The 23,701-nt window shown below is 72.4% G+C and carries 26 protein-coding genes; 11 read left to right on the top strand and 15 right to left on the bottom strand.

Features of this window, described 5'->3' with window-relative positions:
* Positions 1-4 precede the first annotated feature (4 nt).
* Both ASC54_RS08845 and ASC54_RS08840 read right to left on the bottom strand, forming a co-directional pair.
* Positions 5-883 carry a DUF3097 domain-containing protein gene (locus tag ASC54_RS08845; protein ID WP_055898455.1) on the bottom strand — a complete coding sequence of 293 codons (879 nt, stop codon included), beginning with the start codon at positions 881-883 and terminating at the stop codon, positions 5-7.
* A 16-nt stretch (positions 884-899) separates the two neighbouring features.
* Positions 900-1,919, bottom strand: coding sequence for an aldo/keto reductase (locus ASC54_RS08840; RefSeq protein WP_055860042.1), 1,020 nt, complete (start codon positions 1,917-1,919; stop codon positions 900-902).
* Between the two features lie 228 nt (positions 1,920-2,147).
* Here ASC54_RS08840 and ASC54_RS08835 point away from each other — a divergent pair, with 228 nt between their 5' ends.
* Positions 2,148-3,026, top strand: coding sequence for a hypothetical protein (locus ASC54_RS08835; protein ID WP_055898451.1), 879 nt, complete (start codon positions 2,148-2,150; stop codon positions 3,024-3,026).
* On the opposite strand, the gene ASC54_RS08830 is transcribed toward ASC54_RS08835, so the two are convergent.
* Positions 3,013-4,563: a methyltransferase gene (locus tag ASC54_RS08830; protein ID WP_055898448.1), complete on the bottom strand. Its 1,551-nt coding sequence runs from the start codon at positions 4,561-4,563 to the stop codon at positions 3,013-3,015. The two genes, ASC54_RS08835 and ASC54_RS08830, sit on opposite strands and share 14 nt — an antisense overlap.
* Before the next feature lie 128 nt (positions 4,564-4,691).
* On the opposite strand from ASC54_RS08830, the gene ASC54_RS08825 reads away from it, so the two are divergent.
* Positions 4,692-5,249: a YceI family protein gene (locus ASC54_RS08825; protein WP_055860034.1), complete on the top strand. Its 558-nt coding sequence runs from the start codon at positions 4,692-4,694 to the stop codon at positions 5,247-5,249.
* A gap of 76 nt (positions 5,250-5,325) precedes the next feature.
* On the opposite strand, the gene ASC54_RS08820 is transcribed toward ASC54_RS08825, so the two are convergent.
* The gene (locus ASC54_RS08820; RefSeq protein WP_055898445.1) at positions 5,326-5,724 is read right to left on the bottom strand and encodes a fasciclin domain-containing protein; all 399 of its coding nucleotides are present in this window, start codon (positions 5,722-5,724) and stop codon (positions 5,326-5,328) included.
* Between the two features lie 249 nt (positions 5,725-5,973).
* Between ASC54_RS08820 and ASC54_RS08815 the strand changes: the two genes are divergently transcribed.
* A complete protein-coding gene (locus ASC54_RS08815) occupies positions 5,974-6,468 on the top strand; it encodes an FBP domain-containing protein (RefSeq protein WP_055860027.1) in 495 nt (164 codons plus the stop codon).
* 58 nt (positions 6,469-6,526) lie between these two features.
* On the opposite strand, the gene ASC54_RS12855 is transcribed toward ASC54_RS08815, so the two are convergent.
* Positions 6,527-6,700 carry a hypothetical protein gene (locus ASC54_RS12855; RefSeq protein WP_156376804.1) on the bottom strand — a complete coding sequence of 58 codons (174 nt, stop codon included), beginning with the start codon at positions 6,698-6,700 and terminating at the stop codon, positions 6,527-6,529.
* 194 nt (positions 6,701-6,894) lie between these two features.
* On the opposite strand from ASC54_RS12855, the gene ASC54_RS08810 reads away from it, so the two are divergent.
* Entirely contained in the window at positions 6,895-7,257 is a 363-nt protein-coding gene (locus tag ASC54_RS08810; RefSeq protein ID WP_055860023.1) for a hypothetical protein, read from the top strand.
* A 76-nt stretch (positions 7,258-7,333) separates the two neighbouring features.
* On the opposite strand, the gene ASC54_RS08805 is transcribed toward ASC54_RS08810, so the two are convergent.
* On the bottom strand, positions 7,334-7,858 hold the full coding sequence (locus ASC54_RS08805) for an SRPBCC family protein (RefSeq protein WP_055898442.1): 525 nt from the start codon (positions 7,856-7,858) through the stop codon (positions 7,334-7,336).
* A 161-nt stretch (positions 7,859-8,019) separates the two neighbouring features.
* Here ASC54_RS08805 and ASC54_RS08800 point away from each other — a divergent pair, with 161 nt between their 5' ends.
* Positions 8,020-9,048 carry an NAD(P)-dependent oxidoreductase gene (locus ASC54_RS08800; protein ID WP_055898440.1) on the top strand — a complete coding sequence of 343 codons (1,029 nt, stop codon included), beginning with the start codon at positions 8,020-8,022 and terminating at the stop codon, positions 9,046-9,048.
* A 6-nt stretch (positions 9,049-9,054) separates the two neighbouring features.
* Here ASC54_RS08800 and ASC54_RS08795 read toward each other — a convergent pair whose 3' ends face one another.
* Positions 9,055-9,630 (bottom strand): luciferase family protein, encoded by a 576-nt coding sequence (locus ASC54_RS08795; protein ID WP_156376803.1) that lies wholly within the window; start codon positions 9,628-9,630, stop codon positions 9,055-9,057.
* Positions 9,630-10,172, bottom strand: a complete 543-nt coding sequence (locus ASC54_RS08790; RefSeq protein ID WP_055860010.1) for a hypothetical protein — start codon at positions 10,170-10,172, stop codon at positions 9,630-9,632. The genes ASC54_RS08795 and ASC54_RS08790 overlap by 1 nt, the downstream gene beginning before the upstream one ends.
* 130 nt (positions 10,173-10,302) lie before the next feature.
* Here ASC54_RS08790 and ASC54_RS08785 point away from each other — a divergent pair, with 130 nt between their 5' ends.
* Complete coding sequence (locus ASC54_RS08785) at positions 10,303-10,980, top strand: cold shock and DUF1294 domain-containing protein (protein ID WP_162242506.1); 678 nt, start codon at positions 10,303-10,305, stop codon at positions 10,978-10,980.
* A gap of 95 nt (positions 10,981-11,075) precedes the next feature.
* Positions 11,076-12,035: an NYN domain-containing protein gene (locus ASC54_RS08780; RefSeq protein WP_055898434.1), complete on the top strand. Its 960-nt coding sequence runs from the start codon at positions 11,076-11,078 to the stop codon at positions 12,033-12,035.
* A gap of 14 nt (positions 12,036-12,049) precedes the next feature.
* Here ASC54_RS08780 and ASC54_RS08775 read toward each other — a convergent pair whose 3' ends face one another.
* Together ASC54_RS08775 and ASC54_RS08770 are read right to left on the bottom strand one after the other, a co-directional pair.
* Positions 12,050-14,062: a bifunctional diguanylate cyclase/phosphodiesterase gene (locus tag ASC54_RS08775; protein ID WP_055898431.1), complete on the bottom strand. Its 2,013-nt coding sequence runs from the start codon at positions 14,060-14,062 to the stop codon at positions 12,050-12,052.
* On the bottom strand, positions 14,059-16,389 hold the full coding sequence (locus tag ASC54_RS08770; protein WP_082515004.1) for a glycosyltransferase: 2,331 nt from the start codon (positions 16,387-16,389) through the stop codon (positions 14,059-14,061). The genes ASC54_RS08775 and ASC54_RS08770 overlap by 4 nt, the downstream gene beginning before the upstream one ends.
* Positions 16,390-16,667: 278 nt before the next feature.
* Between ASC54_RS08770 and ASC54_RS08765 the strand changes: the two genes are divergently transcribed.
* The gene (locus ASC54_RS08765) at positions 16,668-17,621 is read left to right on the top strand and encodes a homocysteine S-methyltransferase family protein (RefSeq protein ID WP_055898427.1); all 954 of its coding nucleotides are present in this window, start codon (positions 16,668-16,670) and stop codon (positions 17,619-17,621) included.
* 138 nt (positions 17,622-17,759) lie between these two features.
* Here ASC54_RS08765 and ASC54_RS08760 read toward each other — a convergent pair whose 3' ends face one another.
* Together ASC54_RS08760 and ASC54_RS08755 are read right to left on the bottom strand one after the other, a co-directional pair.
* Positions 17,760-18,569: a hypothetical protein gene (locus tag ASC54_RS08760; RefSeq protein ID WP_055898425.1), complete on the bottom strand. Its 810-nt coding sequence runs from the start codon at positions 18,567-18,569 to the stop codon at positions 17,760-17,762.
* 1 nt (position 18,570) lies between these two features.
* Positions 18,571-19,164 carry an RNA polymerase sigma factor gene (locus ASC54_RS08755; RefSeq protein WP_055898422.1) on the bottom strand — a complete coding sequence of 198 codons (594 nt, stop codon included), beginning with the start codon at positions 19,162-19,164 and terminating at the stop codon, positions 18,571-18,573.
* A gap of 131 nt (positions 19,165-19,295) precedes the next feature.
* Here ASC54_RS08755 and ASC54_RS08750 point away from each other — a divergent pair, with 131 nt between their 5' ends.
* Both ASC54_RS08750 and ASC54_RS08745 read left to right on the top strand, forming a co-directional pair.
* Positions 19,296-19,844, top strand: a complete 549-nt coding sequence (locus ASC54_RS08750) for a type 1 glutamine amidotransferase domain-containing protein (protein ID WP_055898419.1) — start codon at positions 19,296-19,298, stop codon at positions 19,842-19,844.
* Positions 19,845-20,009: 165 nt separating this feature from the next.
* Positions 20,010-20,939 (top strand): SDR family oxidoreductase, encoded by a 930-nt coding sequence (locus ASC54_RS08745; protein ID WP_055898416.1) that lies wholly within the window; start codon positions 20,010-20,012, stop codon positions 20,937-20,939.
* Here ASC54_RS08745 and ASC54_RS08740 read toward each other — a convergent pair.
* From ASC54_RS08740 to ASC54_RS08730, 3 genes are read right to left on the bottom strand one after another with little or no spacing between them, the layout of a single operon-like run.
* Positions 20,936-21,475 (bottom strand): DUF1697 domain-containing protein, encoded by a 540-nt coding sequence (locus ASC54_RS08740; protein ID WP_055859979.1) that lies wholly within the window; start codon positions 21,473-21,475, stop codon positions 20,936-20,938. The two genes, ASC54_RS08745 and ASC54_RS08740, sit on opposite strands and share 4 nt — an antisense overlap.
* Positions 21,472-21,780: a DUF1905 domain-containing protein gene (locus tag ASC54_RS08735; protein ID WP_055859975.1), complete on the bottom strand. Its 309-nt coding sequence runs from the start codon at positions 21,778-21,780 to the stop codon at positions 21,472-21,474. Before ASC54_RS08735 ends, ASC54_RS08740 begins: the two co-directional genes overlap by 4 nt.
* Before the next feature lie 11 nt (positions 21,781-21,791).
* Complete coding sequence (locus ASC54_RS08730; protein ID WP_055859972.1) at positions 21,792-22,241, bottom strand: hypothetical protein; 450 nt, start codon at positions 22,239-22,241, stop codon at positions 21,792-21,794.
* Between the two features lie 61 nt (positions 22,242-22,302).
* Between ASC54_RS08730 and ASC54_RS08725 the strand changes: the two genes are divergently transcribed.
* On the top strand, positions 22,303-23,682 hold the full coding sequence (locus ASC54_RS08725; protein ID WP_369813324.1) for an MFS transporter: 1,380 nt from the start codon (positions 22,303-22,305) through the stop codon (positions 23,680-23,682).
* The last annotated feature ends 19 nt before the right edge of the window (positions 23,683-23,701 follow it).

The raw sequence follows: 23,701 nt of genomic DNA, 5'->3' as shown, positions 1-23,701 counted from the left end.
CGGCTCAGCCCTCGGCGGTGACGAAGTCGATGAGCTCCTCCACCCGGCCGAGCAGCACCGGGTCGAGGTCGGCGTAGCTGCGCACCGAGCCGCGGATCCTCCGCCACCCCGCGGCCGTGGCCTCCGGCGAGCCGTGCGGCCAGCCGAGGCGGCGCAGGGTCCCGGTCTTCCAGTCCTCCCCGCGCGGCACGTCGGGCCACGCCGCGATGCCGACGCGCGCGGGCCTCACCGCCTGCCAGATGTCGATGTAGGGGTGGCCGACGACGAGCACGTGCCGGGCATCCGCGCCCCGCAGCGCCTCGCGCGCGATGCGCTCCTCCTTGGAGCCGGCCACGAGGTGATCGACCAGGACGCCGACGCGGCGGCCGGGCCCGGGCCCGAACTCGCGCAGCCGCTCGGCGAGGTCGTCGACGCCCTCGAGATACTCGACCACCACCCCCTCGACGCGCAGGTCGTCGCCCCACACCTGCTCGACGAGCTCGGCGTCGTGGCGGCCCTCGACCCAGATGCGGCTGCCGCGGGCGACGCGCGCGCGCTGCTGCTCGACGGCGAACGAGCCGCTCGCGGTGCGCTGACGGCCCGTCGGCTTGGCCGCGGCGGGGGCGGTGAGGATGACCGGGGCCCCCTCGACGAGGAACCCCGCTCCCAGCGGGAACACACGCACCCGCCCGTGGCGATCCTCCAGGTGCACCGTGCCGAGCTCGACGCGCACGACCGCCCCGACGTAGCCGGAGTCGGGCAGCTCGACGACGAGGTCCTTCTCGGCCGGCACCTCGGGGACGACGACGCGGCCGCGCGCCCGCCAGTCGCCGCCGAGCACGTCGCCGCCGTACGGGTCGCGGTAGGAGTCGGAGGAGCCGGAGCCGAGGGGTGAGGCGGTCACGCGGCGACGGTACCGGTCAGAGCCGGCGCGCCCGCTGCTCCACGCCGAGCTCGCCGTACGGGTAGTCCGGCACGCGCGGAGCGCTCGCGGCGTCGAGACGGTCGAGCTGCTCGGCGGTCAGCTCGACGTCGGCCGCGGCGAGGTTGTCGCGCAGCTGCTCGACGGTGCGCGCGCCGAGGATGACGCTCGTCATCCCGGGTCGCGACTGCAGCCAGGCGAGCGCGATGCGCGAGGGCGGCACGCCGTGGTCGTCGGCGATCGCGTGGAGGGCCTCCAGCACCTCCCACGTCCGATCCTCCGCCGAGCGGCGGGCGTACGCCTCCACGCCGCGGTTCGGGTCCTCGCCGAGCCGCGTCGCGCCTGTCGGGGCGGCGTCGCGTCGGTACTTGCCCGTGAGCCAGCCGCCCGCGAGCGGCCCCCATGGGAGCAGGCCGAGACCCGCGTCGAGCGCCGCCGGCACGATCTCGAACTCGATCTCGCGCGACAGGAGGCTGTACTGCGGCTGCAGCGTCACGGGCGCCGGCATGCCGAGCGCGGCGGCGCGGTGGACGGCCTTGGTGAGCTGCCAGCCGGTGAAGTTCGATAGCCCCCAGTACGAGATGAGCCCCGAGCGCACGGCGTCGTCGAGGAACCCGAGCGTCTCGTCGAGCGGCGTGATCGGATCCCACGCGTGCAGCTGGTAGAGGTCGACGTGCTCGACGCCGAGCCGTCGCAGCGAGGCGTCGAGCGCGCGACGCAGGTGCCGGCGCGAGGTGCCGAGATCGTTGGCGTCACTCCCCATGGGGAATCGGCCCTTGGTCGCGATGACCATGCGGTCGGCGACGTCGGGGTTGGCGGCCATCCAGCGCCCGATGATCTCCTCGCTGAGCCCGCCGGCGTAGACGTCGGCCGCGTCGATGAGAGTTCCGCCGGCCTCGGCGAAGGCGTCGAGCATTGCGTGGCTGGAGGCCTCGTCGGCCTCAGCGCCGAAGGTCATCGTGCCGAGCGCGACATCGCTTACGGCGGTTCCGGAGTTCCCCAGGGTGCGCAGCTTCATGCGCGCCACTGTAACCGCGCGGCGCACTCGTCGTCGAATCGATTCGACCTGCTTCTCGTCGGCCGGACGCCGCGCGCTTCGAGCCCTTCCGGGCACTTCACGTGCCCCCTGTCACCCCAGTCGCCCGGAACAGCGTGAGTTACTCCGTAGGCGAACCCCGCCGCCGCGCCCTGCCCGGACCGGAGCGCCCTCGCTAGGGTGGCCGCAACCGATCACCCGAGGAGTCACATGCGGGCCACCGCTCTCGTCCGCTGGGGCATCACCTGCCTCATGCTCGCGCCGCTCGCGTTCCTGTCGTGGCTGCTCTCCGCCGATGGCCGGTCGATGCAGGCGACGACCCCCGAGCCCATCGTCGCGCTCGCGACCACGTGGGGCGTGCTCGCTCCGCTCGTCGCCGTGCTGCTCGTGGTCGCGGGCGCCGTTCTCAATGCGCTCGCGATACGTCGCGGAGTGCGGGGCGTCGAGCGCGTCGCGAGCGGCGAATGGGATGCCCCCGTTCCGCCGCGCGGTCCCCGCATCATCTTCCCCGGCGGGTGGGAGGAGACGCACCCCGCTCCCGCCGACCCGCAGCGCCTGTCGCGCCGAGGGCTCTCATGGATCCTCGCGGCCGGGCTCCTCGCCTGGGTCGCGTTCGTCGCCTGGGTGCTCATCGTCGACCATCCGCTCGCGATCGCGGGCGGCCGACGAGATCTCGGCGCTGTCTACGAAGCATGGGGACCGGTGAGTCGGTCGGGGTTCATCGTCGCCGTCGTCGTCTGGGTGATCCTGGCGGCCGTCGGCATCCTCGTCGTGATCCTCGCTGGTCTATCGGCGCGCGGCGGACTGGAGCGCATCCTCGCGCCGCGCCGCTTCGTCGCGTTCGCGGCCATCCTCGCGAGCGCCCTCACGGTCGCCGCGATGCCGGCCTATCTCACCCTCGGAGTGAGCCTCGTCGACGACGTCAACGCGGCCTTCGGCACTCGCGCCGGAGGAGGGCCGAGCGCGGGCTCCTGGTTCGTCCTGCAGGGCGGGGTCGCGCTCAGCGCTCTCGCGATCCTGCTGACGGTGCCCTCCTGGCGTCGTCGGCCGCGCGCGGGCTCGGTCGACGGGGCGATCACTCGAGGCTGAGGAACCCGACGACCAGAAGCTCGCGCACGCGCGGCAGCAGGTCGTCGGCGAGCGCGGCCTCGTCGACCTCGAGCAGCTGCGCGAGCGCCCCGATCAGCTGACCGACCGAGAGCTCGCCGTCGCTCGCGCCCACGAGGCCGGCGAGCGCGGCATCCGCATCGATGGTGCGCGCGAAGCCGCCGCCCTGCCGCAGCCGCATGACAGTGGGACCGTCGGCGCCGGGCCACTGGTGGCGCTCCTCGGTGACGTCGGGCGCGACGCGCAGGCGCAGCGCGGCGAGCGCGGAGTCGTCGAGCGGCGCGATCGCGTCGTGGGCCGCGAACCCGGCCATGAGGTGGTCGCCGATGCCGGTGGGCGTCGCGCCGAGCGCGTCGAGCAGACGCTCGGTGCGCACGAGCCGGGGGGCGGCGGGGTCGACGGGGCGCCGCAGCACGACGTAGCCGAAGCCGACGCCCGTGACGCCGCGGGCCTCGAAGTCGCCGAGCCACTCCTCGGCGAGCGCCTCGAACTCGGGCGAGCCGACGCGGGTGCCGCCGTCGCGGATCCACGTCTCGGCGTACTGCGCGGGGCTCTGCCGCTCGCGCTCGACGATCCACGCGTCGAGGCCGGCCTCCTCGACCCAGCGGCGCACGCGCGCGAGGCCGTCGCCGCCCATCGCGTCGCGGTACTCCCAGTTGCCGAGCAGGTGCGCGGTGCCGCCGGGCTCGAGGTGGTCGGCGACTCCCCGCACGACCTCCTCGACGATGCCGTCGCCGACGCGCCCGCCGTCGCGGTACCCGAAGCGCGGTACGCCCTCGCGGCGCGGCGTGATGACGAACGGCGGGTTGGAGACGATGCGGTCGAAGCTGTCCCCCGCCACCGGCGCGAAGAGGTCGCCGAGCCGGAGGTCGATGCCGTCGGCCCCGATCTCGAGCCCGTTGAGCCGGAAGGTGAGCGCGGCGAGGTCGAGCGCGCGGCGCGAGATGTCGGTCGCGACGATCGCGCCCGCGTGGCGGGAGGCGTGCAGCGACTGGACGCCGCATCCGGTGCCCAGGTCGAGGACGCGGCGCGCCGCGCTCGTGGGGATGAGCGAGGAGAGGGTCGTGGATGCTCCGCCGACGCCCAGCACATGGCCGGCGTCGAGCGGCCCTCCGGTCGCGAGCTCGCCGAGGTCGGACACGACCCACCACGACACCGCTCCGGTCGCGTCGATCGCCGAGTAGGGCCGCACATCGAGGCTCGCGAGCCAGGCATCGGACGCCGTCGTCGGCGCGGCGAGGCCCAGCTCGCGCGCGCCGTCGAGCCCGAGAGAGGGCAGCGCGCCCGCGAGCTCGTCGGCGGCCACGGGATCGGCGAGGAGGAACAGCCGGGCGAGCGCGGTGAGCGGTGCGGAGGGGGCGGAGCGCAGCGCGCGTCGGGCGACGACGCGGTCGCCGCGACGCAGGGCCGCGTCGGCCTCGTCGCCCCAGAGCCGGCGCACCGCGTCGACCGTGTAGTCGGCGGCGGTCAGGTCGTCGCGCAGAGCGCCGACGAGTCGGTCGCGGGAGGCATCGTGCACCGCCCTATTCGAGCACGCGGAGCGGGTTTGCGAAGAATTCACCAGGCTCGGGAATAGACCGACAACTCTATTCAGTTGCATTGACCTGTGCGCCACCGCGCTCACCATGCAGAACTGAGGAGACATACATGACCATCACCGCTGAGACCGTTCCCGGCTACGTCGCCGGCACCTGGGTCGTCGACCCCACCCACACCGTCATCGGATTCTCGGTGCGCCACCTCGCCATCAGCAAGGTCCGCGGCACCTTCGAGACCTTCGACGCCACCGTGCACGCCGCCGAGAACCCGCTCGAGTCGAGCATCGAGGTCTCGGTCGACGTCGCGTCGATCAACACCAACAACGCCGACCGCGACGCGCACCTGCGCACCAACGACTTCTTCGCCCCCGAGCAGTTCCCGACGATGACCTTCCGGTCGACCGGGATCCGCATGGAGGGCGACACCGTCCTCCTCGACGGCGACCTCACCCTCCGCGGCGTCACCAAGCCCGTCACCATCTCGGGCGAGTTCGGCGGCATCGCGAAGGACCCGTGGGGCAACCTCAAGGCCGCCGCGAGCGGCTCGACCGTCATCAACCGCCACGACTTCGGCGTCAGCTGGAACGCGCCCCTCGAGGCGGGCGGCTTCCTGCTCGGAGACCAGGTGACGATCACCATCGACGCGCAGTTCGCGCTGCAGGCGTAACCCGCCGCGCGTCCACCCACGCAGAGAGGGGCGGCCCCGATGATCTCGGGGCCGCCCCTTCGTCGTCTCCGTCGGGCTACGGCAGCAGCACCGCGTCGATGACGTGGATGACGCCGTTGTCGCAGACGATGTCGGCCGTGACGACCTTCGCACCGTTGACGGTCACGCCGTCGGCGGTCGAGAAGTGCAGCTCCTTACCGTTGACGGTCGCCGCGGCGAGGCCGTCGGTGACGTCGGCGGCGTGCACGGCCCCGGCGACGACGTGGAAGGTCAGGATCTCGGTGAGCTTCGGGATGTCGGCGAGCAGCGCGTCGACCGTGCCCTGCGGCAGCGCGGCGAACGCCTCGTCGGTCGGAGCGAAGACCGTGAACGGGCCGTCGCCGTTCAGGGTGTCGACGAGGTCGGCCGCCGTGACGGCGGCGACGAGGGTGGTGAACGAACCGGCCGAGACGGCGGTTTCGACGATGGTGGCCATGAGAGGTCTCCTTGTACGTGGGGGACGGCGCCGGAGCGCCCGCGACGGCCGAGCGGCCGGGCGATCCCGACGCTAGGGCGCTCGGGCGGGCGTGTCGCTGTGCCGACGCCGCGCATCCCCCGACCGTTGACCGCGCAAGCGCCCGGCACCGGACGATTCACAGCCGGAGTTCGCCGGGAGGACGCCGGAGGGGTCGATGATGCGCCTCCGCGCGGCCGCGCTCCAGTCGACTGTCGTACGCTGGCGATGATGAAGCCGATGACCGCCGACCAGATCGTCGCCTCGATCATCAACGCCGAGCCGGCGGAGATCGAGCGCATGGAGCTCCCGGGCCTGCACGAGGTCGTCTGGGACGACCGCGAGTTCCTCGGCTGGCGCGACCCGCAGGGGTCGCTGCGCGGCTACCTCGTGCACTGGGTCGACGATCGCCCCGTCGGCATCGTGCTGCGGGCCGCCTCGAGCTCGCTGCGCCCCGGGATCGGCGCGATGTGCTCGCTGTGCCACACCCCGCAGCCGGCGACGCAGGTGCTCATGTTCAGCGCCCGCCGCGGAGGCCGGTCCGGCCGCGACGGCAACTCCATCGGCACGTACATCTGCGCCGATCTCGCCTGCTCGATCATGATCCGCATCTTCCCCGGCATGAGCGAGATGCGCCTCATGCGCGACGAGCTCATCGCCCGCCGGAGCGCCGGTCTCACCCAGCGCGTCGAGGCGTTCACCGCCCGCATCCTCGAGACCGTCTGAGCCTGCGCGAACATGACAACGACCCCGTCGTCGGCGACGGGGTCGTTGTCAGCGCTGTTCAGTCGCGGCGGCCGAGCAGGTTGAACGGGATCGCGAGGGCGAGAGTCGCCGACATGATGCCGAGGAAGAACGTCAGCGCCGCCCACTCCTCCGGCACCCAGAAGGCGTAGGCGAAGAGCGGGAACGCGGCGAGGAACAGTGCGAGCGCGATGACGACGGCGAAGATCTTCATGGTGCTCCTATTGTGCCAGGTCGAGACCGAATCCCCCGCTCAGGGTTGACGGAACGTTCCGATCTGTCTCCTAAGTGCAATAAAGCCTGTCTACCCCCCACACAGGGGCCGGAGATCGTTACCCTTGCGAACGAGCGGCGGCAGGTTTTCACTTCTTGCGCACGACCCCCCCGCGCAGTGGAAGGAGCACCATCATGGGTGCACTCATTTACGGATCCCCTTCGATGGAGATCCAGTTCGACGATCGTGTGCTGGCGCACGTGCAGATCGTCATGTCAGCCAAGCTTCGCCGCGGGGAGAACTTCTTCTTCAGCTGGCGCGACTCCCCCTCCGTCGGCGACGGCCGCAGCGCCATCTGGATCGACGCGTCGATCCCGATGTACTTCCGCTACAGCGGCAGCCGCCACCCCGAGATCGACCGCGAGTGGCTCGAGCAGATGGCGATCGCCGCGGCGAGCACGCACGGTCTCGACCTCACCGAGGACTCGCGTCTCGCGGGCATGCACCACGCCCGCCACTCGAGCGTGAAGCGCAAGGACCGCCCGCTCGACGACTGATCGTCGGATGGTGCGACACGAAGGGCCCCGCTGCGGCGGGGCCCTTCGTCATTCGCGGGGCACGGGTCCTCGACTGCTAGAGCATGCTCGGGCGGTCGTCGACGCCGGTGTCGTGAGCCGGGCCGCTGTCGCGATCGGCGACGCTGCCGCCGTGGACCTCGCCGCGCCAGGCGCCGTCGGGCGTCCCGCGCTCCTCGATCAATCGCTTGAAGTCGCGCAGGTCGCTCTTCACCTGCGCCTCGTCGATGTTGAGCGCCGCGCCGACCTTCTCGACGAGGCCGCGGGGCTCCCAGCCCATCTCGACGTCGATGCGCGTGGTCTCCGCGCTCTCGGCCGTGAAGACGACGCGGCCCGAGTGGATCTCGCCCTCGGTGCTGCGCCAGGCGATGACCTCGTCCGGGCGCTGCTCGGTGATGGTCGCATCGAACTCGCGCTCGACGCCGCCGACGGAGACGACCCAGTGGAGCTTCGTGTCGTCGATCTGGCGAACGCTCTCGACGCCGCTCAGGAAGTCCGGGAAGGACTCGAACTGGGTCCACTGGTCGTACGCGACGCCGACGGGAACGTCGACAACGACATCTGCATGGATGGTGCTCGTCATGATGACCTCCCTCTGACCCGGGTGACGCGGGTGCGCCGGTCGGGTGGTGTGATGCGTCAGCCACGGTAGGCACGGCGAGAAGGCGTCAGAAGGGGGTTGACAGCCTCTGAGCTCGGCGCGAACCCGACGCCGGGCCCGGTCACCCCCGTAGGCTCGGGCCCATGAGCCGACACGCGGTCATCCTGGGAGGAACCGGACAATTGGGCGCCGCGAGCGCCCGCACCCTGCTCGACGACGGCTGGTCGGTGACGATCGCGCACCGCGGCGAGCGCCCGCTGCCGAGCGGCGTGCTCGACTCGGCGGCGACCGCGATCCTCGATCGCGCCGACGCCGACGCCGTGGTCGACCTCTGCCGCGGCGCCGACCTCGTGCTGGACTGCCTCGCCTTCGCCCCGGCCGATGCCGCGATCCACGGCCGCCTCGTGGGGGACGTGGGGTCGGTCGTCGTGATCTCGACGGCATCCGTCTATCGGGGCGAGAACGGCACCTGGCTGGATGTCGCGACGGGCGAGGAGGACTTCCCCGTGCTCCCGGTGCCGGTCACCGAGGAGCACGCCACCGTCGAGAGCGACGACGAGGGCTACTCGGCGCGGAAGGCGGCCCTCGAGCGCGCGCTGCTGGCGATCGACGGCCTGCCGGTGACGATCCTCCGCCCCGGGGCGATCCACGGCCCGCACTCGCCGGCGCTGCGGGAGTGGTTCTTCATCAAGCGCGCGCTCGACGGCCGCGAGCGGATCCCGCTCGCCCACCGCGGCGAGAGCCGCTTCAGCACGAGCGCGAGCGTCAACGTCGCCGAGCTCGTCCGTCTCGCCGGCGAGCGGCCGGGGCGGCGCGTGCTCAACGCGGTCGACGACCCTGCACCGACGGTGCTCGAGATCGGCCAGGCCGTGCTCGCGCATCTCGGGCGATCGGCCGAGTTCGTGCTGCTCGACGGCGCTCCCGTCGACGGCGTCGGCGGCCACCCGTGGGCGGTGCCGAGGCCCGTCGTGCTCTCGATGGAGGCCGCGCGCGACGAGCTCGACTACGAGCCCGTCGGCTCGCACCGCGCCACCATCGGCTCCGCCGTCGACTGGATGCTCGATGCGGTCCGCGACGCCGACTGGCGCGAACGGTTCCCGGCCCTCGCGACGCGCTACGGCGCCTCGGGCTGGTTCGACTACGACGCGGAGGACCGTCTGCTCGCGCGCTGACCGGGTTCAGCCTGCGAGAGTCGCGACCTCGGGGCTCGCCGCGCCCGCGACGCTCGGAGCGCCCGCGGTGCTCCGGAGAGCGGTCTCGGCGACCCCGCGGCGCCCGAACACGGTGACGCCATTGCGCGCGAGCGACCAGCGAACGCTCTCGCGAGCGAGGGCGGTCACGACCTCGAGCTCGGCCTCGTCGCGCGGGCCGAACAGGATCAGCTCGGTGCCGTGCACGGCGCGCGGGCACGGGATCGCCCAGCCCTGCGCGACGACGAGGGCCACGCGCTCGAGCGGCAGCACGATGTGCAGGCTCGTGTCGGCGGGGCTGTGCAGGTGCGCGGGCTCGAGCGGCCGACCCCCCTCGGAGAACGAGGTGCCGGGCTCGGGGCTGATCACCGAGGGGACGAGCACCGCGCGCGAGCCGGGCTCGCCGACCGCGGAGGGGCCTGCGGTGACGCCGGGGACGCCGCGCAGGGCATCCCACACCGCGACCCAGGTGGTCGGAACCGATCGCTGATCGAGCTGCCAGACCGGGCCGTCGTCGTCGACGACGGGAGCACGGCCGGCGCGCGGAAGGACGAGGGAGGCCATCACGACGACCACTCGTCGATCTCGACGGGCACGCCCTCGGCGACGCAGGAGGCGAGGACGCGCTCGATCGTGCTCTGCCAGACGGGGTCGGCGGGGTCGAGGCCCGCGCCGCCCTCGCGCGCGCCGGGGGCGTCGACGAGCTCCTGCAGCGCGATGAGCGGCAGGGCGACGGGCGAGCTCGTGGGAACGGGGATGTAGTCGAGGATGCGCGCGGCGGCCCGGTAGGCCCCGTCGGCCTCGGCCGCGGCCCAGCGCCCCGCCTCGACCCCGCGCTGCGCGTTGGTGGCGAGGCTCATCGCGTTCGCGACGCGCCAGCACGCCGCGGTGACGGCCTCGTCGGAGCGCGATTCGGTGGAGGCGAAGACGGGCGCCCTCTGCTCCGCGACGGCGGGGCTGCAGCCCGCGAGGAGGCCGAGAGCCGCGATCGTGACCGCGAGCGCGATCGGCCGCTGCCGATGGCGGGAGTGATCGCGGGCATCCGTCGCCCCGTGGGTGACCGCGTGCTGGTGTGCCGTCGAGCCGTGCTGTGCCGTGCCGTGCATATTGCCCCCGTGCTGTGTGTGACGATCGCTCAAGGATCGTCGTGACGCTCACTGTACAGAGGATCCGTCAGCATGGGGAGAGGCTTGCCCTGCGGATCGAGGTGTGCGTGGGATGTGCGAAAGTGGCCGGATGACTCCGTCCTCGACCGCCAGGCACACCGGGGTGCTCGTGCGGTGGAACGACGACCGGGGCTTCGGCTTCATCCGGCGCGACGCGCCCGGGCCCAAGGTCTTCGTCCACGTCTCCGCCTTCGGCCCGCTCGAGCGGCGCCCCGCTGACGGCGACCGCGTGCGCTTCGCGATCCGCGTCGACGACACCGGGCGGGCGCAGGCCGTCGACGCCGAGATCGAGGGCGTCGCCCGGGCCGCGGCCATGCCCCGCAGCGACGGGCTCGCGCGGGGGCGGCAGCGGGGGGCGGCCTCGGTCGGCCGCGTCTTCGTCGACGTGCTGAGCGTCGGCACGCTCGTGACGGTGCTCGCGCTCGGGCTCCTCGTGTGGGAGATGCCCGCGTGGGTCATCGCGCTGTACGGCGGCCTCAGCCTCGCCTCGGCGCTGCTCTACTGGAGCGACAAGCGCAACGCGATGACGGGCGGGTGGCGCACCCCCGAATCGACGCTGCACCTCGTCGCCTTCGCCGGCGGCTGGCCCGGCGCGATCGTCGCCCAGCACCTCTGGCGGCACAAGACCGTGAAGCCCGGCTTCCGCGCCGTGTTCTGGAGCATCGTCGCGCTCAACATGCTCGCTCTCGCGGTGCTCGTCGTCCCCATCGACGGCATCCCGCTGCTCGGGCTCCCCGGGCCGTTCTGAGCGGTGCGGGGCGCGGTCGGCGCTCGCGGCGAGCACCCGCCTGACAGGATGGGCGCAGCGGGTCGGCGACACCGACCCCACCGAGAGGGGACCGCATGGCCGGGAATCCGGAGAACCGCGTCGCGGTCTACATCGACTTCGACAACATCGTCATCTCGCGCTACGACCAGGTGCACGGCCGCGGCGCCTGGCGCAAGGACAACGTCTACCGCCTCGGCCCGGGTCTCACCGGCGCGAGCGAGGAGCAGCTGGCGAAGATCCGCGCCGCGACCGTCGACATCAGCGCCATCCTCGACTACGCGACCTCGTTCGGCGACGTCGTCGTCAGCCGCGCCTACGCCGACTGGTCGGTCGGGGTCAACGCGAGCTACCAGGGCCAGCTCATGGAGCGCGCCGTCGACCTCACCCAGCTCTTCCCCGCCACGGCGCAGATGAAGAACGGGGCCGACATCCGCCTCGCCGTCGACGTCATCGAGGACCTCTTCCGGTTGCCCGACATCACCCACGTCGTGATCGCCGCCGGCGACAGCGACTACATCCCCCTCGCGCAGCGCGCGAAGCGGCTCGGGCGGTACGTCGTCGGCGTCGGCGTCGCCGGGGGCACGAGCAAGTCGCTCGCCGCGGCGTGCAACGAGTTCGCCGACTACGACTCGATGCCGGGCATCCGCCCCGCGAAGCACATCGCCGCCGAGCTCGACGACGCCGTCGAGTCCCCGGCGGCGACCGAGGCTCCGGCGAAGGACGCCCCGAAGAAGTCGACGACGCGCCGGGCGTCCTCGAGCGGGCCGGCCGCGAGCGCGTCGGTGTCGAGCGCGTCGCAGAAGACCTGGACGAAGCTGCTCATGCGCGCCCTGCAGCAGGCGCACGAGCGCGAGGTCGACAGCGAGTGGGTGCACGCCTCGGAGGTCAAGAACCTCATGGTGCGCCTGGACCCGTCGTTCAACGAGAAGGCCCTCGGCTTCGGCTCGTTCTCGGAGTTCGTGAAGTCGCGCAACTCGATCGCCGCGCTCGACGAGTCGACCCAGGTGCGCATGATCCGGCTCCGGCAGCGGTAGGCGCACCGCGCAGGTCAGAGGCGGCTGCCCTCCGCGCAGACGAGCTCCACGAGCGCGTCGATGAGCGCCGTCCCGGCCGGATTCCTGTCGCCTCCCATGAGGTGGTACTCGGCGTGCAGGCGGGCCAGGTGCTCGTCGATGCCGGTCGTGAACGCGGTGAGGGGGCAGTGCTCGAGCGCGGGGAGAACCCGGCCCTCGCTGTTCGCCGCCGCCCAGTGGTAGGCGATGGCTCCGAGCGCGGTCGTCACGACCTCGTCGCCGCGCGGCGGAGCGAAGCGGGCGAGCCACTCCCCCATCTCCACCGCCGGCAGCGGTCGGGCGAACAGGTACCCCTGGCCCTTGCGCGCGCCCAGGATGCTCGCGACCTCGAGCTTCTCGACGTCCTCGATGCCCTCCACGACGACGCCGTAGCCGAAGTCGCGCCCGAGCCGGATGATCGCAGCCAGCAGCGTGATGACGTGGAGCGGCCGTACGTGCGCCGCGTCGAAGATGCGCCGATCGACCTTGATGACGTCGAAGGGGAGCTCGGTCATGCGCTTGAGAGTGCTGAAGCCCGAGCTGACGTCGTCGAGGTGGATGCGCACGCCGAGCTGCACGAGCTCGCCCACGTTGCGGTCGCTCACGGGCAGATCGAGCGCGCCGCTCTCGAGCAGCTCGAGACTCAGGCGGTCGGCGGAGACCCCGTGGGCGGAGAGCGCGCGGGCGACGGTCGCGGCGACCTCGTCGTCGCTCAGGAGCTCGGGCGGGATGTTGACCGAGGCGCTCAGGCGGAGCCCCTCGTGATCCCATGCGACGAGCTGGGCGAGGGTCTGATCGAGGCCGACGCGGAAGAGCTCGACGAGCTCCTGCCCGGTGCAGAAGGGAAGGAACTGCTCGGGGCCGAGGATGCGTCCGTCGCCCGTGACGAGTCGCGCGAGAGCCTCCACCGACGCGACCGCGCCGGTCTCGAGATCGACGATCGGCTGGTAGAGCATCGTGATCGCGCCGAGGGAGAGAACGCCCTCCGCCGGAGGGTGCACGGGCGACGGCGCCGACGGCTCGAGCCGCAGGCTCGCCACGCGGCGATCGGCACCGGTCGGGCCGGCGAGCACCCACCACGCCGCGGCGGACTCGCGGCTCTTGGCACGATAGAGGGCGTCGTCGCTGGCGCGGTAGAGAGCGGCGGCATCGGTCGCGCCGCCGGTGTGGACGGCGACGCCCGCGCTCATGCCGACGACCGTCTCGTCCCCCTCCGCGACGGAGAACGGCGTCTCGACCGCTCGGTGCAGGCGCTCCAGGACGAGCGGGAGCTCCTCGTGCGTGCGGTCGACGGGGAGGCCGGAGAGCACGACGACGAACTCGTCCCCGCCCAGCCGAGCGACGAAGTCGCCCCGGCGCAGAAGTCCGCGCAGGCGACGGGAGAACTCGATCAGGACGACGTCGCCCGCGGCGTGCCCGTGGCCGTCGTTGACCTCCTTGAACAGGTCGAGGTCGATGAGCACCACGGCGAGGGCCGCGCCGGTCTCGCGCGCGTCCTCCAGCTCGAGGGCGACGTGCCGCCGGAGCGCCGCACGATTGGGCAGCCCGGTGAGGGCGTCGTGGTCGGCCTCGAAGGAGAGTCGGCTGCGCTCCTCGATGACGTGGGTGATGTCGCGCTGCACGCTCACGAAGTGCGTCACGACGCCGGCCTCATCGATGATCGGCGTGATCGTGAGGTGGTTCCAGAAGGGGCGGCCGTCGGCGCGGTAGTTGAGGATCTCGCCCTGGAAGGGCACGCCCGCGCCCAGAGCCGCGCGGATCTCATCGACGGTCTCCTGCGAGGTCTCGGGCCCCTGCAGGAAGCGGCAGTTGGTGCCGATGATCTCGTCGGCGCGGTAGCCCGTGATCGTCGTGAAGGCCGGGTTGGCGTAGATCGTGTGGCGCTCGGCGTCGGTGATCAGGGAGCCCTCCGACACCGTCTCGAGCGCCCTCGCCAGCAGGGCGGGGCCGACCTCGGGCGAGCGCCCGTCGACGCCGGCGCTCGACGCGGCGGCGGCGCGGGCGGTCACGAGCCCACCGTCTGCGACTCGGGCGCGAGCGATGCGGTCGGGCTGTGCTCGTCGACGAACTGCAGGCCCGCGGCGACGAGGATGCCCTGCCTCTGGGTCCAGCGCACGACCGCCTCGACCGACGCGCCGGCGACCGAGTCGAGCTCGAGGCGCACGAGCTCGCCCTGCCGCAGCGAGGCGCGGGAGAGGATCTGGCAGCCGCTCGCGCTCAGGTCGACGAGCTGGGCCGGCATGCTTCCGGTCTCGCCGCGCCCGCGCCGCGATCGCGGCCGCGGGCTCTCGGAGCGGATGAGTCTCAGGGAGTCGTCCACGGGCATCCGCCACTCATGCCTCGCGTGCTGGGCTCGCGGGCGCGCCACACCGGAGAGCGTGCGCGCGAAGGAGCGGCGCAGCGAGGCGTCGGTCTCGAGGTCGGTGCCGATCCAGTGCGGCGAGCCCGAGATGACGCCGATGAGCCGCACCATCGCGTTGGGGTCGAGGGTCGAGAACTCCCACCCGACCTCGAGCCCGGAATCCCCGCCCTCGACGCGACGCACCCGACCGGGCAGCGCGCCGAACCCCTCGATGTCGATCGTCGGCGACGCGTCCATCGGGACGAGCGCGTCCTCCTGCGTGAAGGCGTCCGTCCACGGCAGCAGGATGCGCGCTCCGCCGACGCTGAGGTCGAGGGCGCTGCCGGGCACGCGGCGGCCGGGCCACAGCTCGGCCGTGAGAGGTGCGTCGACGCGGGTGCGCTCCTGCCGGCGCGGGCGGGGTCGCTCGAGGCACACGAGCACGGCGAAGACGAGGCCGACCATGTTGTAGGCCGTCCAGAACACGGTGACGACGAGGGACTCCATCGAGTAGCGCTCCGGAGCGAAGACGAATGCGGTGAGGAGCCCCAGCGCCGACAGCGCCAGCAGCACGAGGTGCGGCACCGCGACGCGCAGACCGAACGCGAACGAGTCGGTCGAGACGCCCTTCGGTGTGACGGCGAACGCCTTCTGGCTGAGCCCCACCCATTCGGCGATCACGGCGAGCGCGATCGTCGGGGCCATCGCGACCTCGTAGACGTGGGTCCAGGTGAAGCTGCGCCGGCCCTCCGAGATGACGCTCATGCTCACGAGCGAGGCCGCGAAGTAGGGCAGCCAGACGACGGCGACCGAGGGGATGTCGGTCTGCACGATCGAGACGCCGCCGAGAAGCCACACGAGCGGGGCGAGGATGAAGACGAGCTTCAGGATGCCGAAGTGCCAGTACACGATGCCGTCGGTGTAGAGCCAGCGTTGCATCGGGGTGAGGCCGGGCATCGTGAGCGGGTTCCAGCGCCGGGTGGTCTGGATGTTCCCCCGGCTCCAGCGGGTGCGCTGCACCAGCAGGTCGGCGAAGCTCTCGGGCGCGAGCCCGGCCGCGACGAGGTGCGGCACGAAGGTCGAGCGCCAGCCGGCGGCCTGGAGGAGCATCCCCGTGGCCATGTCCTCGGTGATGACGCCCGTCGCGAAGCCGCCGATGTCGGCGAGCGCCGTTCGACGGAAGACCGTGTTGCTGCCGACGTACATGACGGCGTTGAAGCGCGACTTGCCGGCCTGCATGCCGCGCATGAAGAGGTCCTGCTCGTTGGGCAGCGCCGCCCCCGAGAAGAGGTTGTACTGGAACGGGTCCTCGTTGTGGAAGGCCTGCGGGGCCTGCGCGTAGGCGAGCCGCTCGTCGACGAAGTAGCCGACGGTGCGCTCGAGGAAGTCGGCGCGCGGGATCATGTCGGCGTCGAGCGTGACGATGAGCTCGCCCGTGGAGTGCGCGAGGGCGTTGTTGAGGTTGCCGGCCTTCGCGTGGTCGTGGATCTCGCGCTGGAGGTGCACGGCTCCGTAGCGCTCGGCGAGAGCGCGCACGGCGGGGCGGCTGCCGTCGTCGCAGACGTAGACGGTGACGGCGCCCGGGTAGCGGATTCCCATCGCACCGGCGAGCGTCGGCTCGAGCACGGCGAGCGGCTCGTCGTAGGTGGCGATGAAGACGTCGACGCTCGGCGGCGAGGCCAGTGCGTCGATATCGGGAGTCGGCAGCAGCGAGGGCCGCCAGGCGAGCACGACCGCCGAGACGACCTGGGTGAGCCCGACGATCTCGGCGACGAGCAGGGTCACGCCGGCGACGAAGCCCCAGCCCCCGGGCTCGGGCAGCGTGAAGCCGATGCGCCAGACGAGGTACCCGATCGAGGTCGCGAGAGTCAGCAGCATGATCGGCCGGCGGGCGAGGTCGGGTCGCCGTCGGGCGAGCGCGCCCAGCCCGACGACCGTCATCAGCACCACCGCAGCGATCACCGCCGGACCCGGCCACCACCAGAGCTCAAGCATCCTGTACCCCCCGGACAGTCATGCAGCCGCCACGGACGACGCGAGCTCTCCCGACGGGTCTGTCCGTCGAGCGTCGTCCGAAACCTCGCATTCAGACTGTCAACGCTGTCTCAGTGCCCGCGACCCGTGCGCGGGGGTAGACCGTCCGGCCGGGCCCTCCGGCGTGCGCAATGCGAACATCGCGAGCACTGACGGCGCTCTTGACGACCCCGCGTCGCGCCGCTAGACCTGGGGTCGGCGCCCGCCCGGTCGCCGCCACCGGAACCCGCCGGAGCGCCGTGACACCCCCATCCGCACTCCCCCAGCTCGACGGCCGCCTGTTCCTCACCGACGGCGGGATCGAGACGAGCCTCATCTTCCTCGACGGCCTCGACCTGCCGCACTTCGCCGCGTTCCCGCTCCTGGAGACGGTCGAGGGCCGTCGAGCGCTGGATGACTACTTCGACGCCTACGTCGCCGTCGCCGCGCGCCACGGAGCGGGCCTCGTGCTCGAGTCGGCGACGTGGCGGGCGAACCCCGACTGGGGCGCCCTGCTCGGGTACGACGCCGAGGGGCTGGATGCGGTCAATCGCGACGCGATCGCCCAGGTGCGCGGCGTGCGCGAGCGGCATCGCGGCGCGGCGGTGCCGATCGTCGTGAGCGGATGCATCGGCCCGCGCGGCGACGGCTACATCGTGGAGGAGGCGATGACCGCAGAGGACGCCGCCGACTACCACGGCCCGCAGGTGCGCTCCCTCGCCGCGGCCGAGGCGGACCTCGTGACCGCGATCACGATGACCTCCGCCGCCGAGGCGACGGGCATCGTGCTCGCCGCCCGCGACGCCGGGGTGCCCGTCGTCATCTCGTTCACCGTCGAGACGGACGGCCGCCTGCCGTCGGGGGAGTCTCTGAGCGAGGCGATCGTCGCGACCGACGAGGCGACGGGCGGCAGCGCCTCGTACTTCATGATCAACTGCGCCCACCCCACGCACGTCGCCGCGGCGGTCGACGAGCCCGACCCGGCGTTCGGGCGGGTGAGGGGCATCCGCGCGAACGCGTCGACGAGGAGCCACGCCGAGCTCGACGAGGCGGAGGAGCTCGACGCCGGCGACCCGGAGGATCTCGCGGCGCGCTGCGCGGCGCTCACGCGAGTGCTCCCCCGCCTGACGATCCTGGGCGGATGCTGCGGCACCGACGAGCGTCACATCGACGCGATCGGGGCGGCCTGCGCTCCGCTCTTCGACTCGCGCTGAGGCGGGGGCGACCCGAGCAAGCGATCCGCAGTCCCGCTCCGGACATCAGGAAGGCGGTCCGCCTCGAACCCGAATCGAGACGGACCGCCCGTGACGCGCGCGGTCAGCAGCAGCGCGTCAGTCTGCGGGGTGCGGCCGTTACGGCTTGCCGCCCTTGCCGGTCTCCGCGGCGTCGTCCGCCGCGTCGTCCTCGGTGGAGTCGTCCGCGTCGTCCTCGGTGGAGTCCTCCGCGTCGTCCTCCGCCTCGTCGCCGGGCGTCTCGGGAGCGGCGCCGCGCTCGGCGGCCTTCTCCTCGCGGAGCTCCTGCGCCTGCTCCGACACCTCGGCGCCGAACTCGGCACCGACCTTGTCGTCCGCCTGCGCGCCCTCCGTGACCCAGTCGCTGAACTCGTCGCTGCCGACGGGCAGCGTCTCATCGTCCGCGCCCTCGGCGTCGTCCTCGACGACCTCGTCCTCGACGACCTCATCGTCGACGACGACGTCCTCGGTGGTGTCCTCCTCGACGGTCGTCGTGACGGCCGAGTCGAAGGCCTCCTGCAGCGGCCCGGGCAGCGCCCCCGCTGCACCGACGCCGGCGAGGCTGAGCGCGAGCGCTCCCGTGCCGGCGGTGATCTTGGCGGCGAAGCCGAGGCCTGCGATCCATTCGAACATGTGCTTGATCCCCCTGGAATCGGACTGCTCGGCGTCAGCCGGAGCGGCCGTACTGGTGACGGACTGCGGCAGGGGCGCCGGTGCGCCCGCCGCTGAGACCGCGACGCTCGCCGCTCCGACGGAGACGGGGAGGTCGAGGCGGGCCAGCAGTGCAGCCGAGGGCTGCGGCACGGCCTCGTGAGCGACGGCGCGGAACTCCGCGATGGAGGCGGCCACGTCGGCGAGCTCCGGTCGACCCTCGGGGGTCTGACCGGCGAGCAGTCGCTCGATGTCGTGGTCGCTGATCCGCTTGCTCATCTCATTCATCGCTATCGTCCGAACGGCTCGCAGGGGTACGGGTGGGCGCAACTTTTTTTCTGAGGTTCTCGAGCGCTCGCCGCTGCAGCGCCTTCACGGCCCCGACGCGCTTGCCGAGCACGTCGGCGACCTGCTCGACCGTGAGGTCGGCGACGATGCGCAGCACCATGACGTCGCGCTGGTCGGGGGCGAGGCCGTCGAGCAGCGCGAGCGCGTCGCGGTCGCCGAGCCGAGCGGTCGCCTCCTCCTCGGCGCTGGATGCCCGCCGCGGGTCGATCTCGACGGTCCACTCCTCGGCATCGCCCCGCCGCGATCGCATCCGCAGCTCGTCGACGAGGCGACGGTAGGCGATCGAGAACACGAACGATCGGAAAGCGGCGCGGTCACCGCGGAAGTCGCCGATGCGCTCCACGACGACGAGGAAGACCTCGCTCGTGAGGTCGTCGCACTCGCGCGAGCCGCGGGCGCGGAGGAAGGCGGCGACGATCGGCGCGTGCTCGACCCAGAGGTGCGTGAACGCCCACGACTCGCCGGCCTGAGCGGCGGCGAGAACTGTGGAGAAGGTGGCGTCACCCGGCCGCACCTCGATCGACATGCGCTCCACCCTACGAAAATCTTCGCCTGGACGCCCCGTGTTCGCCGCCTTGGTGCCACCTGGCAATTCGTCCCGGCCGTCGCGGGGCGTCGTTAGCGTGGCCGACGCATCGAACCGAAGGAGAAGATCTGATGGCAGACATCACCGGGCGCTCCGTCGCCTTCCTGCTCACCGACGGCTACGAAGACAGCGAGCTCACCGCCCCCTGGGAGGCCGTGACCGGAGCCGGCGCGACGCCCACGCTCGTCTCGCCGAAGGATGGTTCGGTCGAGGGCAAGAAGGGCCACTCGCAGGCCGTCGATGCGGCCGTCGCCAACGTCTCGGCCGACGACTTCGACGCTCTCGTGCTCCCCGGCGGCGTCGTGAACGCCGACCACCTGCGCATGGACAGGGATGCGATCGCGTTCGCGAAGCGGTTCTTCGAGCAGGGCAAGCCCGTCGGCGTCATCTGCCACGGAGCGTGGATCCTCATCGAGGCCGACGTCGTGCGCGACCGCGAGATCACGAGCTACCCGTCGCTGCGCACCGACCTCATCAACGCCGGCGCGCGCTGGGTCGACGAGGAGGTCGTGACCGACCAGGGTCTCGTCTCGAGCCGCACCCCGGCCGACCTGCCCGCGTTCTGCGCGAAGGTCGTCGAGGAGATCAGCGAGGGCGCCCACGCGGGTCAGCACGCGTAGCTGCCCCTCCCCCGGCCAACAGCCGGGGCCCAGACGGCGGAGGGCTCGGTGCGGTGGCGCCGGGCCCTTCGCACTGCCTGCGCCGGGCATCCGCGCCTTGCCTGTCGTCGCGCGCCGACCGTCGCGAGCCGACCTTCTCCCAGCGGCCGCCGATAGGAATGACGCATGCCTCGCACCCCCGCACTCGACCGCCCGCTGCCCGACCTGACCGGCCGCCTCGCCGTCGTGACGGGAGCGAACAGCGGCCTCGGCCTCGAGATCTCGGGCGCTCTCGCCGCCGCCGGCGCGGACGTCATCATGACCTCCCGCGATGAGACGAAGGGGGCGGATGCTCGCCGCGAGCTCCTCGCGCGCTCGCCCCGCGGCACGCTCGAGGTGCGGTCGCTCGATCTCGCGTCGCTCGACAGCGTCCGCGCGTTCGCGGCGCAGGTCGTCGCGGAGTCGCGCCCCCTCGACATCCTCGTCAACAACGCCGGAGTCATGGCGGTGCCCGAGCGCCTCGAGACCGCCGACGGCTTCGAGCTCCAGTTCGGCACCAACCACCTCGGGCCGTTCGCCCTCACCGGACTGCTGCTGCCGGCTCTGCGCGCCGCCGTCGAGGCGCGCGTCGTGTCGACCGCGAGCATCGCGGCGCGCCCCGGGCGCATCACCCGCGAGGCGATGGCCGGCGAGACGCCCTACGACGCATGGCGCGTGTACTCGATGACGAAGCTCGCGAACCTCGTGTTCGGCCGCGAGCTGCAGGCGCGCTCGGTCGCCCACGGCTGGGGCCTCACCTCGGTCACGGCGCACCCGGGCTTCAGCACGACGAACCTCGCCTCGAACGGTCCGCGGTTCGGCAAGAAGCCGATCCCGCAGTGGGCGATGAAGCTCTCGCTGCTCGTCGGCCAGACCGGAGCCGACGGCGCCCGCCCCTCGATCTACGCCGCGACCGCGCCCGACGTCGAGCCGGGCGGCTACTACGGCCCGAACGGCCGGCGCGAGCTGCGCGGCGGTACTACGCACGCCGAGGTGCCCGCGGGCGCGCTCGAGCCGGGCGTCGGCGACCTGCTCTGGAGCGAGTCGGAGCGGATGACGGGCGTCAGGTACGCCTAACGCCCGCTCGGCTCCATCATCCTGATCAGGGCCTCGATCGTCCGGAGGTTGCGCGCCGTGCCGGTGACGCCGAGCACGCGAAGCAGGCGGGCGAGGTCGAGCTGCGCGCGGCCCGCGCCGTTCTCGTAGCGCACGTGCAGGTCGTCGCCGATGATCGCCCACTGGTCGTCGACCGTGGGCACGGAGGCAGCTGCCGCGATCGCGGCCGGATCGGGGGCGGCGGTGAGGGGCGCGACGAACGAGCGCGCAGCATCCGTGACCTCGAACGGATGCTCGGCGAGCGCCGCACGGAGGGCGGCGGCGTCGCGCACGATGACCTCGCGCGAGAAGCCGTAACGCTGCTCGATGGCCGCCGACAGGGCTGCGGCGAACTCGGGGGGCGGGCCGGGCGGCGTGGCGAGCAGATTGCCGGAGGCGATGTAGGTGGTGACGTCGGTGGCTCCGAGCTCAGCGGCGAGGGCGCGGAGCTCGGCCATGGGGAGCTTCGCCGTGCCGCCGACGTTCACGGCGCGGAGGAGGAAGGCGTGCGTGCTCACGTGCGCACCTCCGCGAGCTCGAGGTGCACGCGCGCCGTCGATCCGGCGGTGAGGCCCTCGGCCTGGCGCACGGCCTTCTTCACGGGCAGGAGGTAGCAGCCCGTCTTGGAGTCGGGAAAGACGCTCGTCGCCCACTCGGTGCTGCCGATGCGCACGCGCACCCGCACGCTGCCGAAACCCGTCGTGAACCCTTCGGTGCGCGCAGCGATCTCGTCGCTGATCGGCTCGGGCACGGCGACGAAGTGCCAGGCGGCGTTGCCGCTCCACTCGAAGAGCGCGGCCTCGAAGTCGAAAGCGACGGACATGCGCGGCCCCATCAGCTCGCGAGATCGGGCGCGGCCTCGCCCGTGAAGCCGCGATCGTCGGCGGCCAGCCGGGCGAAGCCGCCTGGCCACGGCGCGAGGGCGGAGACCGTGAGGCTCGCGATGATGACGGCCGTGAGGATGCCTGCGGAGAAGGGTTCGACGCCGATGCCGGCGGCGACGGCGCCGAGGGGGACGGATGCCCCGACAGCCACGCCGAGCCCGCGCAGCGCGAGGCTGGTCGTGCGGGTGGCGACGAGCCAGCCGCCGACGACGGCGCCGATGACCCCGACGAACCCGAGCACGGCGCCGGCGACCATGCCCATGGTCGCGAACACGAGCGCGCTCGCCGGGTCGACCACGACGAGCATGGTCACGCCACCGACGAGCGCTCCGGCGAGCACGGAGACGATGCCGAACACGACGCTGCGCGGCCACGGCTTCGTCCTGTGCTCCGGCTTCATGGGGCGACAGTAGCGCGCACGAGCGACAGCGGCCGCGATCGGGAATCGTTCGCGCGCGAACGTGATTGCATGGAGGGTCGCACCACGGGCATCCCCTGCCGGTGCGTTTTCTTCGGAGGACACCATCTCAGCCCCACGCGCGTCGCTCACCCGCGGCCACTTCGTCGACCTCGCTCCGCTGCGCGAGAGTCCCGCGTTCGCCCGCATGTGGGTGGGCGGCACGATCACAGGCATCGGCAGCCAGATGACGATTCTCGCGGTGGGGCTGGATGTCTACGCCCGCACGCAGTCGACGCTCATGGTCTCGTACGTGGCCGCGTTCGCGCTCGTGCCGATGATCATCGCGGGGCTCTACGGCGGCGTGCTCGCCGACTCGTTCGATCGGCGCATCGTCGCGCTGCTGTCGGCGATCGTCGCGTGGGGGTCGACGGCGGGGCTCGCGGTGTACTCGTGGTCGGGGGCCGACCCGGTGCTGCCGCTGTACCTGCTCATCACGCTCAACACGGTCGCCGCCACGATGGTGGGGGTGGCGCGGCAGGCGATCGTTCCGCGGCTGATCAGGCGCGAGCTGCTGCCCGCCGCGGGGGCGCTCGGCGGTATCAGCGCCGGCCTCATGCTGACGATCGGCCCGGCGCTCGCGGGCGTGCTCGTCGCGGGCGTCGGCATCTCGTGGACGTACACGATCGACACCGTGCTCTTCGTCGCGGCGTTCCTCGGGCTGTATACGCTGCCGCCGGTGCGTCCGGAAGGCGAAGTGCTGCGACCCGGTTTGCGGTCGGTCGTCGAGGGTGCGCGCTTCTTGCGGGTCGCGCCGAACATCCGTGCCTCGTTCCTTCTCGACATCTTCGCGATGACGTTCGGCAACCCGCGCGTGCTGTTTCCGGCGATCGGGGCGGTGCTCATCGGCGGCGGAGCCGTGACGGTGGGCGTGCTGACGTCGGCGATCGCGGTCGGCGTGCTCGTGCTGGGAGTCTTCTCGGGCAAGCTCGGCGGCGTGCGCCAGCAGGGGCTCGGCGTGATCTTCGGCGTCGCGGCGTACGGTCTGACGATCGTCGGGCTCGGCGTGGTGCTGCTGCTCGCGGCGACGTCGGGCGTCTCGGTGTCGGAGTCGTGGGCCGACGTGAACTGGCCGGCGCTCATCGCCGCGAGCGTGCTGCTCGCGCTCTCGGGAGCGGCCGACAGCGTGAGCATGATCTACCGCAACACGATGCTGCAGGCGTCGGTTCCCGATGCGATGCGCGGGCGCCTGCAGGGGCTCTTCACCGTCGTCGTAACGGGCGGGCCGCGTGTCGGCGACCTCTACGTCGGTGTGCTGAGCGTGACCGCGCTGCTGTGGTTCCCGCCGCTGCTGGGCGGGCTCGTGATCGTCGTGGCGGCAGCGGTGATTCTGCGGGTGCAGCGGACGCTGCGCGAGTACGACGCGGAGGACCCGCGGCCGTAGGGGCGCTGTCTGCGCGGTG

This window comes from Yonghaparkia sp. Root332 (assembly GCF_001425665.1).
In the GTDB taxonomy this organism is placed as follows: Bacteria; Actinomycetota; Actinomycetes; order Actinomycetales; family Microbacteriaceae; genus Microcella.
Note: the sequence above shows the minus strand (reverse complement) of the source record. Positions and strands in the feature narration are given on the sequence as shown.